General features: G+C 43.1%; 13 protein-coding genes. 1 reads left to right on the top strand and 12 read right to left on the bottom strand.

The annotated features are described in order from the left end of the window. Nucleotides 1–110: 110 nt before the first annotated feature. The 9 genes from NAF19_RS22840 to NAF19_RS22800 all read right to left on the bottom strand — a co-directional run bounded on the left by NAF19_RS22840 (nt 111) and on the right by NAF19_RS22800 (nt 11,975). Nucleotides 111–1,088 (bottom strand): Gfo/Idh/MocA family protein, encoded by a 978-nt coding sequence (locus NAF19_RS22840; RefSeq protein WP_252792665.1) that lies wholly within the window; start codon nt 1,086–1,088, stop codon nt 111–113. Between the two features lie 89 nt (nt 1,089–1,177). After that, nucleotides 1,178–2,167: an L-glyceraldehyde 3-phosphate reductase gene (gene mgrA, locus NAF19_RS22835; RefSeq protein ID WP_252792664.1), complete on the bottom strand. Its 990-nt coding sequence runs from the start codon at nt 2,165–2,167 to the stop codon at nt 1,178–1,180. A gap of 258 nt (nt 2,168–2,425) precedes the next feature. Then, the gene (locus tag NAF19_RS22830; protein ID WP_252792663.1) at nt 2,426–3,733 is read right to left on the bottom strand and encodes a bifunctional folylpolyglutamate synthase/dihydrofolate synthase; all 1,308 of its coding nucleotides are present in this window, start codon (nt 3,731–3,733) and stop codon (nt 2,426–2,428) included. Nucleotides 3,734–3,895: 162 nt separating this feature from the next. Next, on the bottom strand, nt 3,896–4,702 hold the full coding sequence (locus NAF19_RS22825) for an energy transducer TonB family protein (RefSeq protein WP_252792662.1): 807 nt from the start codon (nt 4,700–4,702) through the stop codon (nt 3,896–3,898). Nucleotides 4,703–4,792: 90 nt separating this feature from the next. After that, a complete protein-coding gene (locus NAF19_RS22820) occupies nt 4,793–5,191 on the bottom strand; it encodes an ExbD/TolR family protein (protein WP_252792661.1) in 399 nt (132 codons plus the stop codon). After that, nucleotides 5,188–5,898 carry a MotA/TolQ/ExbB proton channel family protein gene (locus NAF19_RS22815; RefSeq protein WP_252792660.1) on the bottom strand — a complete coding sequence of 237 codons (711 nt, stop codon included), beginning with the start codon at nt 5,896–5,898 and terminating at the stop codon, nt 5,188–5,190. The genes NAF19_RS22820 and NAF19_RS22815 overlap by 4 nt, the downstream gene beginning before the upstream one ends. 3 nt (nt 5,899–5,901) lie before the next feature. After that, nucleotides 5,902–6,951, bottom strand: a complete 1,050-nt coding sequence (locus tag NAF19_RS22810; RefSeq protein ID WP_252792659.1) for an HU domain-containing protein — start codon at nt 6,949–6,951, stop codon at nt 5,902–5,904. A gap of 60 nt (nt 6,952–7,011) precedes the next feature. Beyond that, nucleotides 7,012–8,844 (bottom strand): porin family protein, encoded by a 1,833-nt coding sequence (locus NAF19_RS22805; protein ID WP_252792658.1) that lies wholly within the window; start codon nt 8,842–8,844, stop codon nt 7,012–7,014. 14 nt (nt 8,845–8,858) lie between these two features. Beyond that, entirely contained in the window at nt 8,859–11,975 is a 3,117-nt protein-coding gene (locus NAF19_RS22800; protein WP_252792657.1) for a tetratricopeptide repeat protein, read from the bottom strand. A 272-nt stretch (nt 11,976–12,247) separates the two neighbouring features. Between NAF19_RS22800 and NAF19_RS22795 the strand changes: the two genes are divergently transcribed. Then, nucleotides 12,248–13,342, top strand: a complete 1,095-nt coding sequence (locus NAF19_RS22795; protein ID WP_252792656.1) for a hypothetical protein — start codon at nt 12,248–12,250, stop codon at nt 13,340–13,342. Nucleotides 13,343–13,386: 44 nt separating this feature from the next. On the opposite strand, the gene NAF19_RS22790 is transcribed toward NAF19_RS22795, so the two are convergent. The 3 genes from NAF19_RS22790 to NAF19_RS22780 all read right to left on the bottom strand — a co-directional run bounded on the left by NAF19_RS22790 (nt 13,387) and on the right by NAF19_RS22780 (nt 16,419). Then, complete coding sequence (locus tag NAF19_RS22790; RefSeq protein WP_252792655.1) at nt 13,387–13,749, bottom strand: response regulator transcription factor; 363 nt, start codon at nt 13,747–13,749, stop codon at nt 13,387–13,389. A 965-nt stretch (nt 13,750–14,714) separates the two neighbouring features. Beyond that, nucleotides 14,715–15,071: a response regulator gene (locus NAF19_RS22785; protein ID WP_252792654.1), complete on the bottom strand. Its 357-nt coding sequence runs from the start codon at nt 15,069–15,071 to the stop codon at nt 14,715–14,717. 130 nt (nt 15,072–15,201) lie between these two features. Beyond that, nucleotides 15,202–16,419 (bottom strand): BamA/TamA family outer membrane protein, encoded by a 1,218-nt coding sequence (locus NAF19_RS22780; RefSeq protein ID WP_252792653.1) that lies wholly within the window; start codon nt 16,417–16,419, stop codon nt 15,202–15,204. Nucleotides 16,420–16,437: the final 18 nt, after the last annotated feature.

The following is a 16,437-nucleotide window of genomic DNA, read 5'->3' as shown; positions in this document are numbered from 1 at the left end:
CGAAGCAATCGCGAACTATGCAGATCTGCCCTGTAAAGTTCGCGATTGCCGCGCTTCCCGAAATAAATTCGGGACAGGCTGTTCCTCGCTCGCAATGACAAAATAATCAATTACTTTCCAGTAAACGCGTCCAAAATATCCATCAGCACAATTGCCTCTTCAATAGAACAAGGGTTTGGCCCTTCGTCGTTAAAGTAAGCCACAATTTTTTCGATCATGGGCTGCTGGATATGTTCAGGATGGGTAAAGTTTAGTGTTTGCTCATCGTCATCCGTTTTCCAGTTGATGAAAGTGCCAAAAAAGGGGAAGGTGATTTTTCCTTTTGTGCCGACTATTTCGCAGGAATCGGTGATCTGGTTTTCCGCGACATTAAAGCACCAGGAGCCATTTACAACCACGCCGTTTTTAAACAATATTTGCCCGCTCACATGGTCGTCGGCGGGGGTATTGCCACCCTGGTTAAGTGAGAAGCCAAAGTACCTCTTCGGTTCGCCAAAATACAACAGCATTAAATCAAGCTGGTGGGGGGCAAGGTCGTGAAAATAACCACCGCCCGATAGTTCCGGGTGTACCCGCCAGTTGTTTACCACGTCGACCGCCGAGCCGGGTCTGTGGCTTTTCCACATCCGTATTTGCACGGTGCGGACATCGCCAATCAATTTGCTATCCAGCAGCTGTTTCACCTTTAAAAACATGGGCAACCCACGGCGATAATGGGCAACGGTTAATTTTTGGTTGGGGTGCTGGTTTACCGCTTCGGCAATTTGCCGGGCTTCGGCAGCGTTGCGGGTAACAGGTTTTTCAACGTAAACATTGAATCCTTTGCTAAGTGCAGTTATGGCATAGGGCGTGTGCGAGGCAGGAGGAGTGGCAATGTAAACCGCATTAATGCGGTTATCGGCCATCAATTTATCTGCTTCGCTGTACCAGGTGCCAACACCGTGGCGTTGCGCATAATCCGCAGCTTTATCGGCATCGCGGCGCATCACAGCTACAAGGCTGCTGTTCGCTACTTTGTTAAATGCCGGTCCGCTTTTTTTTTCGGTTACATTGCCGCAACCTATAATTCCCCAGTTTGTTTTAGACATATCATTGTGAGAAGAACCAAGAATCAAGAGCCAAGAACCAAGCGAAGAATAACCTTCCTATCTTGGTTCTTGATTCCTGGCTCTTGATTTTATTTTAATATTTCTTCGATTTTTCCTAATTCCTCCGTCGAAAACACGATATTATCCAGGCACTTCAACGAATCAGCTAATTGCTCTGGCCGACTGGCGCCAATTAGCACAGATGTTACCCGGTTATCTTTTAACAACCACGACAGTGCCATTTGTGCCAATGTTTGCCCGCGCTGTACGGCAATATCGTTCAACCTTTTTATCTGGCTGATGCGTTCTTCAGTTACCTGGCTCTCTTGCAGAAAACCGGTAGCCTTTGCCGCACGCGAATCGGCCGGGATGCCATGCAGGTATTTGTTTGTCAATAAACCTTGTGCCAATGGCGAGAACGGGATACAACCCACACCGTCTTTTTCCAATACATCCAGCAGACCGCCTTCAACCCAGCGTTCAAACATGGAGTATTTAGGTTGATGAATAAGGCATGGCGTGCCCAGTTTTTTTAGTATGCTGATGGCTTTATCGGCCTCATCTGCAGGATAGTTTGATATACCTGCATACAATGCTTTTCCCTGGCGAACTATCAAATCCAGCGCGCCCATGGTTTCTTCCAGCGGGGTTTCCGGGTCGGGGCGGTGGTGGTAAAATATATCCACATAGTCGAGCCTCATGCGTTTAAGGCTTTGGTCGAGGCTGGATACCAGGTACTTCTTTGAGCCCCAGTCGCCATAAGGACCGTCCCACATGGTGTAGCCTGCCTTGCTTGATATAATTAACTCATCGCGGTAGCCGCGAAAATCTTCATGCAAAAGCTTGCCAAAGTTTTCTTCGGCCGATCCCGGAGGCGGGCCGTAGTTGTTAGCTAAGTCGAAATGAGTGATGCCGCTATCAAAAGCCAGGTGCAAAATTTTGCGGAAGTTTTCCTCCACATCAACACCGCCGAAGTTGTGCCACAAACCCAGCGAAACAGCCGGTAGCATAATTCCGCTTTTTCCGCAGCGGCGGTATTGCATGTTTTTGTATCTTTCAGATGAGGGTAGATAAGTCATTTGGTTGTTGTTATTTGAGCGCTAAAAGTAATATTTTTTGGTAAGAAATTGGGTGTTTTTATTAGTCGAAATGCTCTCACCGCCGCGTCATTGCGAGGAACGAAGCAACCTCTTCACATGCTAATCAAGAAGCATTATAACTGTGGTGACCTATCAATTGTATTTAGGTCTGCACAAATATTTCGTTACTTGAATGTCCTGCGTAGAGGTTGCTTCGTTCCTTACAGCAATGACGATTTTGCGATGGTAATCAGACCGTTACACCACCTCTGCCACCACAAAAGTACTACCACCCACAAAAACCAAATCACCTTCTTCCGCATTTTCCTGCGCGGCTTTCAGCGCTTCGGGTACTGATGAGTAAGCTTCGCCATCCAGGCCAAAGCCTGCAGCTTTTAACCATAGTGCTTTGGCATCCAACCCGCGGGGAATATCGGGCCGGCAAAAGTAATAGCGTGCCTTGGTAGGTAATATGGTTAATATTTTGCTGCTGTCCTTATCATTCACCATTCCTAAAACAAAGTGCAGTTTGTTATACTTCACTGAGGCAATGTTTTGCAGCACTTCCTGCATACCTTCGGGATTGTGCCCGGTGTCGCAAATAGTTAATGGATGTTTGCTCAAAACCTCCCAGCGCCCGTGTAAGCCGGTTAGGGTTTTTACCTGGCCTAACGCGGTCTTTAAGTGTTCGTCGGTTATATTATATCCCAGCAAACGCAATTCATCAACCGCGCAAAGCACCGTTTTTATATTTTTAAGCTGATAGGAACCGGTTAGGTCAAGTCTGAAGTCTGAAGTCCGAAGTCCGGAGTCTGACGTCGGAATAACCTGAACAGCTAAAAATTCATTCAAATTATCTTCTGCATTATGCCTGCCAACCTCTGTATTCCAAACATTAGAGGCAAAGCGAATCTGTGCACCTTCCAAAGCAGCTTTGTTTGTGAATACATCTGCAATCTCCTCCTGGTATTCCCCAATAACAACCGGTGTACTGGGCTTAATAATCCCCGCTTTTTCGCCTGCAATTAACCGCAGCGTATCGCCCAAAATGTTCATATGGTCCCAACCAATATTAGTAACGATGGATAGGAGCGGGGTAATTACATTAGTAGAATCCAGGCGTCCACCCAGGCCCACTTCAACAATGGCGATATCGACCTGTTCTTTTGCAAAAACATCAAAGGCAAGCGCCACCGTCATTTCAAAAAACGACGGCTTTATTTCGTCAAAATCGGCAGTATGGGCCTCTACAAAATCAATTACCGTTTGCTCGCTGATCATTTGGCCGTTTATACGGATGCGCTCGCGGAAATCTTTTAAGTGTGGTGATGTATATAAGCCGGTTTTATAGCCGGCAGTTTGCAAAATAGCTGCGAGCATATGCGATGTTGAGCCTTTGCCATTAGTGCCACCCACGTGTACGCTTTTAAACTTATGCTGTGGATTATCTATCCGCTTTAGCAGTTCGATGGTATTGGTTAAATCAGCTTTATATGCCGACGCGCCGTCACGGGTAAAAAGCGGCAGTTGGCTGTAGAGGTATTGGATGGTTGCGTTGTAGTCCATAGTCGATGGTCCATAGACCATGGCAAATTTAGGTCATTCTTTTATGTGCATCAAGTAGTCCATAGTCGATGATCCATAGACCATAGTAAATTTGGTACATCTGGTACATATTTGTAACAATAAAAACTATGGTCTATCGTCCATGGTCCATGGACTTTCTCCCTAATCCACCTTAAATCTAAAAGTGTACTGTCCCTTTTGGTTGCCGGAGGCCTGGGTTGATGAAGTGAATTTCGTGTTTTTTATAGCATCGATACAACTTTGTATCAGGCTAAGATCGGCCCTGGTTTTGGCGCGGTTATAGTTGGCAGATATCACGCTTCCGGTAGGGTCAACCACGAAATCAATTACCACCACACCTGGCACCCTGTTAATGTTTGACGGGTCGGGAGCGCTTACGAAAGTCCAGTTGGGCATACTGAGGCCATTACCCGAGCCGCCCGGGCCGTAATTATCACTTAGTGTTGAACCATTTTTGCTTCCCTGGTTGCCTGGCGTAGTTGTTGTACCATCGCCTTCGCCGGTGCCTTTGTTGGTAGCGCCGCGATAAAATGCATTTGGATTAAGTGCGGGTTTTGCAGCAGACTTAGTTGGCTGCGTCACTGCAACATTGTTCGGCTTTTTCGATTTTGCTGCAACTTCCGGCGCGTCCTCCGTATTTTGAGTAACTACATCTTTGTCGCTGTTCTCAACCTGTGTTTTTTGCTCGGTAGGAGGGGCGGGGGTTACTTTATCGGGTTGCTGCTTATTGGCTTTTTCGGCCACCGAAGGTTCCTCCATACTTGCCTGGTTGGTTCCCGAACCTTCGTCAACGGTGCCATAATTTACAAGTATCCCACCCGTGCCATCGTCGGTTTTTGGCGGGCTTATAAAAACAATAAAATAGCACAAAGCCATTACCACACCAAGTATAATACCGGTCAGTAAAAACGCTTTGGGATAATTATTTTCTTCTTCCTGAATCGTCATTCTTTTACTTTGCAGTTGACTGTTTGCGGTTTGCAGTCAATGAAAACAGCTTTTAACTGCCAACTGCCTACTACAAACTGCCCACTAATTCTATTTTGCCACCGTTGCCAGCACCAGCTTAATGTTCAATTTTTGTGCCACGTCCATTACCGATACCACATCCTGTATTGCTACGGTTTTATCAACACTTAATACAATGGTTAGTTCAGTAGTTAGATTTTTATAGCCCGCCAGTACCGTTGGCAAATCGGTTACTGCTACTGATTTTTTATCAACGGTATATTGTAAATTTTTGTCTATCGAGACATTAACTGTTTTCTTCGAAATTGATTTTCCTGATGATGATTTTGGCAGCAACAGTTTTACCACGTTAGGATTGGTTACTGTGGATGCAATAAGGAAAAACAAAAGCAGGAAAAACATAATGTCGTTCATTGCCGAGGTATGTACCTCGGCCGAAGCTCCCCTGTGCCGTTTTCTTAAATTCATTTGCTCGGTTCTTCTAACAGGTCAATAAATTCAATGGCGTCGGTCTCCAGCCTTAATATTACCTTATCAACCATCATATTTAAAATGTGGTAGCATACATAGGCTACGATACCAACAAACAAACCACCTGCCGATGTTACCATCTTTACATAAAGACCGCCCGATATGGCGCCCATACTGATGTTATCCGTTTTCGAGATATCATAGAAGATTTTGATAACCCCGTAAATGGTGCCCAAAAAGCCAAACATCGGAGCAATACCGGCAATAATACCCAATATGCCTATGTTTTTTTCCAGCTTTGATACTTCCAGTTTGCCTACGTTTTCAATGGCACCTTCAATATCCTTAATAGGGCGACCAATACGCAGCAAACCCTTTTGCAGCATGCGGCCAAGCGGCGTATTGCTGTTGCGGCAAATAGCAATTGCCGACTCAAGGTTCCCTGTTACGATGCTCGACCGAACCTGCAACATCAGGTTCGACTCATTTTTTGATGCATTACGTATCGTAAAATACCGTTCAAAAAATATCACGAGGCCCAAAATTGCCAGTATCCCTATCGGGATCATGATTACACCGCCGCTTATCAGCAAGTCGCCAAAACGCAGCTCCTGTGGTGGGGTAACCTGGCCTGTCCGGCTTAGTGAATCAACAACTTTGTGTGCGGTATCGGCTACTTGTGCCTGTATGAGTAATAATGTCATCCTTTACTGGTTAATTTGAATTATATATGAATCCTGGGGAATTTTACCGGCTTTTACCAAAACATTCTTTGCCGCTTCGGCAGCATCGGCTGTTGTAAATGTTCCTACAGATATTTTAAAACGGGTGCCAGGGGCCTCTTTTTTTGACAATACTTTAACATCGTCGATATTTTTCGCCTTAAATTTCTGCGCTTCTGCATTTGCGCGCCATTCAGTTTTAGAGCTGGTTGCGATTAAATCAAAACGTACGTGTTTGGCAGTGTCGACCACTGGTGCTGCAGGTGTAGCGGCTTTAGTAACGGTATCTTTAACAACAACTGGTTTTTTAACTGTGGTAGTATCGGCTTTAACCTCGTGCCTGTAAACCGGCACATCAGCATCTGTTTTTCCGGTAATACTGTGGTAAGCAGCGCCAATTTTGTCGAACACTTGAGGATAGAACTTATAAACGCCAAACACAGCTAAAGCAAGGGCTGTTACAGCAATTAAAATAATCATCCAAATACTTAGCCCTCTTTTGCGTTCAGCCTCTTCTTCAAAATAAGGCTCATCTACCACAGGTTGAACTGGCTTTGGTTGTTGTGATGCAGCAACAGCAGCCGGATCAGCGAGGGCTGGTTTTGTGTATTGGTCGTTTATTGTTTGGCCCTGTTTAAAAACAGTTAGTGGCGGGTAGCCGTAAAAGGCAGGGTCGTCGGTTATTTTTTCGTTTGCTTTAAAAACAAGCTGGTCCTGGGCGGTATAAAACAGACCAAGGTCGGCAAAAAGATATTTGCCAGTTAGTGCCTGCTCTTTAAGCTTGGCAACAAACTTTTCGGCAAAGTATTTTGACGAAGCCAGCGAGATGTTCTTTTTATCCGCAACATATTGCGTAAAAACATCATCTTCCTTTGGCTGTGGCACAAACTTTACCCGGTGGTAGGGCGGGTAAAATTTACTGTCCTTGTCATTGTAAAAACCATTTACACGCTCGCGTACAAAATAGCCAAGGCCCGGCACGCTTACTTCTTCGTACTGCGCCAGTAATTCACTTAAATAGTCGGCTAAATTCATCGCGCTAAAAGTACGGTTTATTATAAAATATCAAAAACCTGTCTGCCCAACAGGCAGAGCTTAAAAAGTATAACCAACGCCGCCAAATATATTAAACCCATAATCAGGGTAATATAACCACCTTTGACTGTTTGCGTTTAAAATATTATTTATATGTACAAATACCGAAAAACGGTTATTTATCTTATAATCAACGGCGCCGCTTAAGTCAACAAAAGCATCGATAGATATCGGCCTGGTCACCGTACCAACAGTTAGAGGCGACGGATCCATTACTCCGCCACGATACGTTACTGTACCTGATATGCTTATTTTGTTATCAATTTTGAAAACCGTACCACCCTTAAAAACAAGTTTCGGAAGGTTCCACGGTTCTGCAACGGTTGCCATTTGATAGTCTTTAAACTCAATTCTCGCAAAAACATCCACGTCTTCTGAGGCCTTGTAGTCAAGTTCGCCATTTAAACCGTTAACGCGCGACCGGCCCCCATCGTAAATTACCTTAAACCTGTTATAGCCCGTTGCCAGGTTAAAATCACTCACAAATAATGGCATATTCTTAATCTCGTTTCTGAAGACCGTGAACTTAAAGCCGAAGCCCGGGGCGAGGGTTCCCTTTATACCTGCAGCAATATCCAATTGGTCAACTGAGTTTTTTATGTCGATATTTTGGCCTATGAACGGGTTGGCCATGGCAAAATCATGCAGGGATGTTTTATTAACATCGCCTTTTGCCTCAACAAATATGCGTACGTATTTAGGTATCACCTGCAACTCAGCCCTTGCCGAAGGGAATATGTAAAATGCAGAATTGAAGCCAAATTGGTCCACAATGTTTACGCCCGCATCGATCTTATAATTATCACCCTGGAATTTGATGTAAGGGTTTAACTTTATCAGGCTGTTGTTATAACTGTAGCCGCTATCTTTTTGAGTGCTCAAATCAAGTGATGCGGCCAAACCTGCATAAAATTGTTTAATAGTTTGGTTAAAGAATCCCGAAAGTACCAGGTTACTTTCCCGGGCCTGGTAGGTGTTGCTAAAAATGTATCCCTTGAGTTTTAAAGCATAGGTGAAATCATTTTCAATATCGCGGTAATTTTTGGCCAGCTCGCCCTCGGCGCCAATAGTGCTGAAGTGTTGCTTGTCATCCCGGGTTGTTACCGGCGGATTAAACTGGCTGAAACCATAAAAATAATTGCTGTTGTAATCGTAGGTAATACGGCCACTTATATTGTTTAGTTCGCCAATGCTTTTGCCAAATATTCCCGCCTCTTCTTTAGCCGAATTTTGTTTATACAGGTTGCCGTTTTGGGCAAAGTGTTTTAAGTAGCCGCCAACTTGCAGCGCATTATCGCGGCCATTGGCAAAATAGGCTTCGCCATACGTGGTTTTCAGGCTACCCAAACCAACCTTTACATAATTGTTGGTCGGTACCGAATCCTGTTCCGCCGGCCTTTTCATGGCGTCAAGAGGCTTAATACTAGTGTTTAATTCCAGCCTTTTATCTATGGGGATATAAACCAGCGGTGCTTTAAATGGCGTTTTATCTTCCAGATCAGGATTCCGGCGTATTTTTACCGCGTCGGCCAATACGGGTTTGTAGGCTGTGGTAACCACAATCTCTTCGGAAAGGTTGCCTTGTATCGCATCATTACCTTTGCCTTTTTTGGTAGTATCGGCAGCTGCTTTTGCTACGGCATCACCAAGGCTGGTGCTGCTTTTTTGCTGTGCTGCTTTTGCCGTTTTTTTAGCGGGCGGCTTAGGCGCCGGCTTTTTAGCTGCTGTTTTTGCAGCCGGCTTTTTGCCTTTGTGCTTTGTTTGTGCAACAGCAGGAACAAAGTATAAAGCTAGTACTAAGGTAAGCAGCGCGTATATATATTTAAATTTCATTGCTCGTCTCATTTTTATTCTTTGTTATCCTGTTTCTTTTCCCCTGGTTTCTTCTCATCCTGTTTCTTGTCGTCCGGCTTTTTCTGTTCTGTGCCATCGGCTTTACCGCCGCTCATTTGGTCGAGCTTTTGTTTGGCCGTTGGGATGATGTCGTCGTCGCCTTTGTAATTGTCAATAACGCTTTGCAACGTTGCTCTCGCCTGGAAAATATCTTTCAACGCTTCGTAATTATCAGCCAGCAGGATAAACGTTTTTGTTACCCAGTAATCGTAGTTTGGCAATTCCTTAATTAATTCAAAGCATGTTTTTTGCGATGCTTTGAACTTACCCTGTTCAAACTCTATTGCAGCAATGTTATATTTTGCCTCGGCGGCAGCAACTGTTTTGGTGTTTGTTAATGTGTAGTTAAACTCCTTTACAGCATTTGTGGTATCGCCTTTTTGAAGGTAAGCCTGGCCGGCAAATAAACCGGTTTTAAACTTATCTTCCTGTGCAGTTTTTTCGTTGGCACGTACCAGTTTAACATAGTTAAGTGCGTCATCCGCCATTTCCATCTGTGCATAGCATTGCAGCAGGTTGTTTATGGCGAATGTATAATCGGCTTTATACTCTGAGTTTGTTTCCAGCTTTTTTAAATAGGGGATAGCCTCATTATATTTTTTTTGACCGATATAAAGCTTCGCCATGCTGATTAACGACTGTTCGGTGTATCGGCTTGTCCAATCGTTCAAAATTACATTGTAATCATTAACCGCCTCGGCCGACCTGTTTAAATTTACCAAACTTTGGGCGCGTATAAATCTTGCCTGTTTGTCATAAATAGGTTTAGTCGGGAACTTATCGTAGTAAGCATTTACAGCTCCAACAGCACCCTGCCAGTCGCTGCGCGCATACAAGTTGTTAGCAGCTGTTATCATTATGTTCTCCTGATCTGCCGTGGTGTAATTGGCAATCGGCGTTGTGGCTGCGTAATTGATAAACGTTTGTGCATCGCCTTTATCGGTATAGATTTTCTCAACCTGCTTCAGGGCCATCTTAGCCTCGTCACTGGATGAGTAATCCTTTATAACTGTTTTAAACGATTCAACAGCCGCATCATCCCTGTCGGCATTATAGTCGATAATGCCGATGGTAACCAGTGCCCGCGGCACGTAACTGCTGCTCGGGTATTTTTTTATCATTTCCTGCAAGCCGGTTTTTGCCGTTTCGCCGTCGTTTTTTATAAAGTAAGTATAGGCTATCTCAAACGAAGCATCATCCGCGTAATCCGAATTAGGGTACGTATTGAGCAGGTTGGTCAATGTACTTATCTTGGTATCTGGTGCACCTTGCAAACCCTGTATCATACCGCGTTGAAACAAGGCATAGTCCTGGCCTGATGATTTCTTCTCGATAATGCGGTTGTAATATTCCATTGCCCGGTCGTAGTTTTTCATTACGAAATAACTATCGCCAAGGCGGGTAACGGCATCATTTACAGTGTTGGGATCCTTTTCTTCGCCCTGCAAAAACTTCTGGAAGTAAGTAGCCGCTTTTTTATATTGCTCGCCATAAAAAGCTGCATATGCAAGGGCATAATTAGCATAGTTGTAAACGCCGGTTTCGCGCGCTTCATCAAAGTCAAGGAATTTCTCAAAGTTCTCCACCGACTCCCCATATTTCCTAACCTCGTACATTGCCTCGGCCATCCAGTACGTGGTTAATACCTGTATGTTCCTGTCAACCGGGTTTTTCAGCGAACGAAGGAAAATACCTATGGCGTTTTCGAAGGCGCGTTCGTTGTAAAACTCCAGCCCGCGGTAATAAGTTACCTTTTGATAGGCAGCCTGAGCACTGGCCGATTTATTAGGGATAGGCTCCAGTATTTCAACTGCTTCTTTGTAATTGTGCGAGTTTAATAACTCCTCGCCCAACAAGGTTTTCATCTCGTCGGTACGGGTTGAGCGTGGATAGTTTTTGAGGTAAAGGCGGGTAGCATCAAGCGCCTGGGTGTTAAAATCAAGTTCGTACGATAGTTTGGCGTATTCGTACAAAGCATCTTCCTGCAATTGCGCATCGAAACTGAGTTTTGACGCAGCAAAAAAAGCACTGCGGGCGCTTTGCTTGTTGTTCATTTTCAGGAACACATTACCCAGCGTGTAGTTACCGTTCTGGCTAAACACATCGTTGCTTTGCTGCAGCTTTACCAGTTCGCTGGCGGCTTTGGAAAAGTTGCCCACTTTAAAATAAGTATAGCCCATCTGGTAGCTATCTTGGGTATTCTGCGTTTTGCCCTTGTCTTCGTCCTCAAACCGCGAATAATATTCGGCCGCTTTATCATAATTGGCCTTAGCGAAATAAGAAGCGCCTATTATGCGCAGCATTTCTGTTTCGTGCTGTTGGTGGGTGTTTTTTACAATAGGGACAGCATAGTTCAGCACGTCATCATACCGCTGATCTAAAAAGTAAACTGCGGTAATATAGTATGGGTAACTGCTTTCGTATTTCTTCGAATTTTTGAGCCGCTCGAAATTTACCAGTGCCAGGTGATAGTCTTTGTTCAAATAGGCTATGTAAGCAAAATAATAGATGGCATCGTCCATAAATGGCGAACGCACATTTTTCACTTCGCTAAATAACGTCTGTGCGTTTTTATAATCGTTGGTAGCAAAGTAGGCGTAACCTTTACGAAACTTGTATTCGATGTTTTGCCTGCCGCTTAATTCGCCGGCCTGTACTTTATCAAACCATTGCAAAGCCTCGGTATATTTTTCCTGGCGAGAGTAGGAGCGGCCTATCTGGTAGTACGCAATTTTGGTCAGCGGGTTTTCGGGGTGCTCCTTAATAAAGCGTAAAAACATGCTTTCGGCATCGTCATTGCCCAGCTCAAGCGCGCATAAAGCCTCATAATACTGCGCGTTTTCTTTTATAATTGATAGTTCCGATTCGAACTTCGGCTGGGTACTTGTTTTTACCCGATAGGCCTCAACCAGCCTGAATTGCTCTGTTGCCGCTACGTATTTATTTTTATCAAGCAGCTCAATAGCAGCGTGATAGGTGCGGTACACATCAAATGAGGGATTTTGTTGAGCAAAGCCGGAGAAAACAAAAAATATAGGAACAAGAAAGGAGATGTACTTAAGTTTTATCATAAGGAGCAAACTAACGATTTGCGAAAATAGCTAAACCCAAAGGGGATATTCCACATAAGTAATTCACATAGTGTGGAGAACATTGATTCTAACGAAGCATATTTTATACATGGTATAGGTGTGGAAAACTTTACTTAGTGTTGGGAATGGCAATGGTGTAATACGTAGGTGCTCATTGCACACACCCTGTGGTTTATTTATAGCAACCGTTAAAAACCGTAATAGCGAGGTGGCGTGCAATACGCCATTACAAAAAACGTTATATTGTGACAATGAATATTGCTTTTGCATACAGTAAATTATACTGTATCCTGATTTTAATCTTATCCGCCTTACAAACCAATCCCCAGCAACTTGATGCCTTCATCTTCACAGATGAACGTGTTCCTGTCACCCCAAAAGAATTTTATATAAAAGATGTTATTGACGAACGAACTAATAAAAGCGCGATAGCGTCGCTACTACCGGCCGGACCAAACGCAAAACCTTACGCGGTCGACATTAAAGGCGGCGCTTTACCCGGCATTAAACAGTTTATTAATACCAATCTGCCCAAAAATAAGGAACTACGGCCCCTGATTATCGGCCTTAAAAAAATCGGCATAAAAGAAACCGCCCTGCCAAATAACCTGGTTGAAGGGCGGGTGGTGCTCACGTTTTCTTTTTATTTGGATAAGGGTGATGATGATAAAATTCACCTGGCAGATTATAGTGGCACTGCGATTTATAACCGCGATGCCGCCCAAACCCAAAACATCGGCCCAACCTTACAGCGGGTATTGGTAAATGGGTTGGTTTATATAAATACGTGGATGAACCAGCAGGCCGAAACCAACATCAAACTGGCGCATGGCGTTAAAATTACTTTTAGCGATTATGAAGAAAAGCCCGAAGGCGACAGTATCTATTACTCAGTTAAACGCCCTTTAACCTGGGCCGATTTTCAATCGAAAATACCAACCAGCCAATATTCTGCAGAAGTTTTTCCTACTATTGGTTATGATCTGCACGCCGAAATTGTTAAAGGAATAGTAAACCTGCATTTGACGGTAAAAACCTGCCTGCCTAAAAGCGCCTGTTGGGCTAAGGATGATAGCCGTAGTGATTATACTTTAAACCACGAGCAAAGGCATTTTGATATTGTAAAAATTGTGTCGGAACACTTTAAACAGAAACTTGCAGCCGGTGAGCTTACCGTTGATAATTATGAGGGAACAGTTAACATGGAATATCTTGATACTTACCGCGAAATGAACATAATACAGAAACAATATGATGACGAAACAAGGCATGGAACAGAAACCGCAGAACAGGGTGGGTGGAATTTAAGGATTGATAAGGAGCTGAAAGCGTTGGGGATTAAATAATTTACAGTCGCAGTTTAAAATGTATGCTGAAAATCGCTAACTGGTCAAGCCGCAGCCAGCTGTACTTTTATTACATCCAACAAATCATCAATATCAAATGGCTTGGCAATAAAAGCGTCCGGTGCGCCCTTTTGGCCAACGGTACCAGCTACGTGGCTGGCCGATATTAAAATAACAGGAATGTCATGGGTTTCATCTCTGGCTTTTACTGCACGGCAAAGGTCGCGGCCGTCCATATTTCCCAGCATAATATCCAGTAAAATTAAATCAGGCGTATGGGCCTTGATTTTCTCAAATAAAAAATGTCCGTCTGAAAGGGTTTCCACCTCGTATCCCGATTCCTCCAAAATATATTGCAAAACATCCAATATATCCCTATCATCATCAACCGCTAATATCCTTCGCATTTTAGTTCATTAATAAAAGTTTAATAATTAAGGGGATATGTGATACCTGGCCTAAATTATAACGTCACTGCAAGTAAAATTATTTAATTACCTAAAGCGCAATTAATGTACCATAATATGCACCTGGGCGCTTATTTTTTGTTAACAGCTTAGATATTACTGCTGATTATGCTTTTTTTTACCTTAAAAAAATGTTTATAAGTAAATAGTTCGTTTTTTCTATAAGGTGGCGATTCAGTTGCGCTGTATAGGTTAAAGACACATTTGTGTTCACATTTCTGAACTACTGTTCAAAAAAACTGAACATTAAATCTCTTGCAGTACTGGAGGTTAGTGGTAGCTAAGCACTAAAGAGATAAGTTAAAGGGAATCTTCCTTCTTTAAAAACACGTACGATGCTTTTACACATTTTGCACAAAAAAGTCTTCGCATAGGAAAGAAATAGGAAAGCCTTTTCATAAACCAACTTCTGCGCATTTTAAAATGAAACGGTGTGCCGCAGTGCGGGCAGTTATAATCTTCAGATTTGAATTTCTTTTTGGTCAAAATTTACAATAACCTTAAAATTTAAAAAAAAAGTATATTCAAAAGTAAAAATAATAAATGTTTGGTTTATTAAAATCGTAAAAATATTGCTTCGGGATACAGTCAATTAAAAAAATATGTTTTTTTCCGGCAGGTATAGCAAACAAATCTTCGCACGGGCATCCAGAATAAAAAAATTTTAACTAGTAGGCTACGGCCAACTCTGTCGGTGAGTTTGGTATTGCATTTTGGGCAGAAATATGATTTTCGTCCCGCCTTAATTGCTTCGGGTTTTTCATTCGCTGCTGTCATAATTTGTAGATAGGGGGGGTGTTTTCGTTAAATGTAATAGGAAAATTACAAAAATCTCGAAAAAATAATAAACTTAATAACGTAATAATATTAAATAAATAACGCAAAAAAACGAAGATACTATGAATTTAAAGGAGGTTATTAACCTTTTCAACCAGTTCAGTTAAGTCGAACGGTTTGTTAATAATGGCATCGCAACCATAAGCCAACAGTTCGTTGTTGTTGTTAACATACGCTGAATAGATTATAACCGGCACATCCTTAAATTGTGGGTGCGATTTTATTTGAAGACAAAGTTCGCCGCCGTTAACACCGGCTACACGATAGTCAAGTATGACAAGGTCGGGATTAAAAGTTTCGGCCATGGCTATTACCGCATCGCTGCGCGATGTTCCCTGTACCTCAAAGTCCTCGTAAGTAAGTGTTTCATGAACTATATCCAGTATATCCTGGTTATCATCCAATACTAAAATGCGTTTTGCCATTAAATGCTAAAAATAAATTATGAATTGTACCAGGGTACACTAAAGGATGAGTATGGGCTAAAAACTGATTCGATACAGAGTAAATATAATATATTAGTATTTCAGTTGGCTATCGTATTGAAAATATTACTTAAAAGGCTTCGCCAAGGCCAATTATCAAACCATTATAACCCTTGCTGAAACCGTAGTCGAGTGCTATGTTCGTGTCTGACCGTTTGTTGAATTTAATACGGAGTCCTGCCCCGGCTGCCGGGTTAATATAGGCAAAACGGCGCGTATTGGGTTCACTGGCGCTATTAAAGTTGGTAAACACTACGAAGCCAAATAAACCGTCGTAAGTTATATCGCGCCTGTATTCGGCCTCGAAGTAAATAAGGCTTTGTCCGCGGTAACGGTTTTGTTCAATACCCCGGCCCGATCGCTGGTATGGGTCATTGCCAATACCCGGTAAAGAAAGGAATGGCGTCCCGCTCGAAATAGTAGTCCAGTAGTAACTCCAAAAGGCGACTACATTTTTGGGCCCGTCATTTGTTAACGAAATATATTTCCTAAAGTCGAGGTACAGTGATTGGGAGTTGTTGTCGCTACCTAAGAAGCCCGCATTGTGCCGGTAAATAAAGTTTCCGAATATACCAGGCAGCGGGTTAATGGAATTTTGGCGTGTATCATATACAGCATTTAAGGTTAGTCCGGAAGAGAATGAATTTTGCCCGGCCGTAGTCCCGTACGGATACCCGGTAAATTCTGGCAGGGTAACATTGGGGTTGTTCGCATCGGGTTTTATACTAAAATAATAATCCAGGTTGTAGCCGACGCCCACATAGAAATAAGGCTTTATGCGTTTAAGCACACTTTGATAAAAGCGGATATAATCAAAATTGACCAAAAGCTTTTCATCTTCGCCACGTTTGCCGCCCAGGCCCCAGGTATATTGTGGGTAAACTAAAAAGCGGATGTCGCCCTGAACATTGTAAGTGTTATCCGGACTCCAGATACTTGAGTGTATTGGCAGGCCATACCGGCCCTTTAAGTTAAAATAAGGGGCAAAAGTTACACTTGACAAATAGGTGGTTTTACGGTCGCCAAGGTAAAAGCCTGCGGTTGTTGATGTTACCAGCGCTTTACTCCCGCCGGGAACCGATGTCGAAATTGGAAGAATTGAAAAGTATACTTGCTTTTTTTCCTGTTTATTTGACCGGGGGCTAAATTTAAAAAGCCTGGTGGCAATATCTATAAGGTCCCGCTGCCCGGTTGTATCAACCTTTATATTAGCAGTGTCGGTTGGTGCCTGTGCCAATATTACAATGGGGAGCAAAAAGCAAAGTGTGGTAAAAAATATTTTATTCATCTCTTACTTAAAAGGAAA

It is taken from the genome of Mucilaginibacter flavidus, from assembly GCF_024055575.1.
Classification (GTDB): domain Bacteria; phylum Bacteroidota; class Bacteroidia; order Sphingobacteriales; family Sphingobacteriaceae; genus Mucilaginibacter; species Mucilaginibacter flavidus.
This window is presented reverse-complemented; position numbering and strand designations above follow the sequence as displayed.

Excerpts from the sequence above, each read along its gene's own strand:
- NAF19_RS22790 (WP_252792655.1), bottom strand. The coding sequence starts at position 13,749 with ATGCGAAGGATATTAGCGGTTGATGATGATAGGGATATATTGGATGTT.
- NAF19_RS22795 (WP_252792656.1), top strand. The coding sequence starts at position 12,248 with ATGAATATTGCTTTTGCATACAGTAAATTATACTGTATCCTGATTTTA.
- NAF19_RS22810 (WP_252792659.1), bottom strand. The coding sequence starts at position 6,951 with ATGAATTTAGCCGACTATTTAAGTGAATTACTGGCGCAGTACGAAGAA.
- mgrA (WP_252792664.1), bottom strand. The coding sequence starts at position 2,167 with ATGACTTATCTACCCTCATCTGAAAGATACAAAAACATGCAATACCGC.
- NAF19_RS22825 (WP_252792662.1), bottom strand. The coding sequence starts at position 4,702 with ATGACGATTCAGGAAGAAGAAAATAATTATCCCAAAGCGTTTTTACTG.
- NAF19_RS22820 (WP_252792661.1), bottom strand. The coding sequence starts at position 5,191 with ATGAATTTAAGAAAACGGCACAGGGGAGCTTCGGCCGAGGTACATACC.
- NAF19_RS22780 (WP_252792653.1), bottom strand. The coding sequence starts at position 16,419 with ATGAATAAAATATTTTTTACCACACTTTGCTTTTTGCTCCCCATTGTA.
- NAF19_RS22815 (WP_252792660.1), bottom strand. The coding sequence starts at position 5,898 with ATGACATTATTACTCATACAGGCACAAGTAGCCGATACCGCACACAAA.
- NAF19_RS22800 (WP_252792657.1), bottom strand. The coding sequence starts at position 11,975 with ATGATAAAACTTAAGTACATCTCCTTTCTTGTTCCTATATTTTTTGTT.
- NAF19_RS22805 (WP_252792658.1), bottom strand. The coding sequence starts at position 8,844 with ATGAAATTTAAATATATATACGCGCTGCTTACCTTAGTACTAGCTTTA.
- NAF19_RS22840 (WP_252792665.1), bottom strand. The coding sequence starts at position 1,088 with ATGTCTAAAACAAACTGGGGAATTATAGGTTGCGGCAATGTAACCGAA.
- NAF19_RS22785 (WP_252792654.1), bottom strand. The coding sequence starts at position 15,071 with ATGGCAAAACGCATTTTAGTATTGGATGATAACCAGGATATACTGGAT.
- NAF19_RS22830 (WP_252792663.1), bottom strand. The coding sequence starts at position 3,733 with ATGGACTACAACGCAACCATCCAATACCTCTACAGCCAACTGCCGCTT.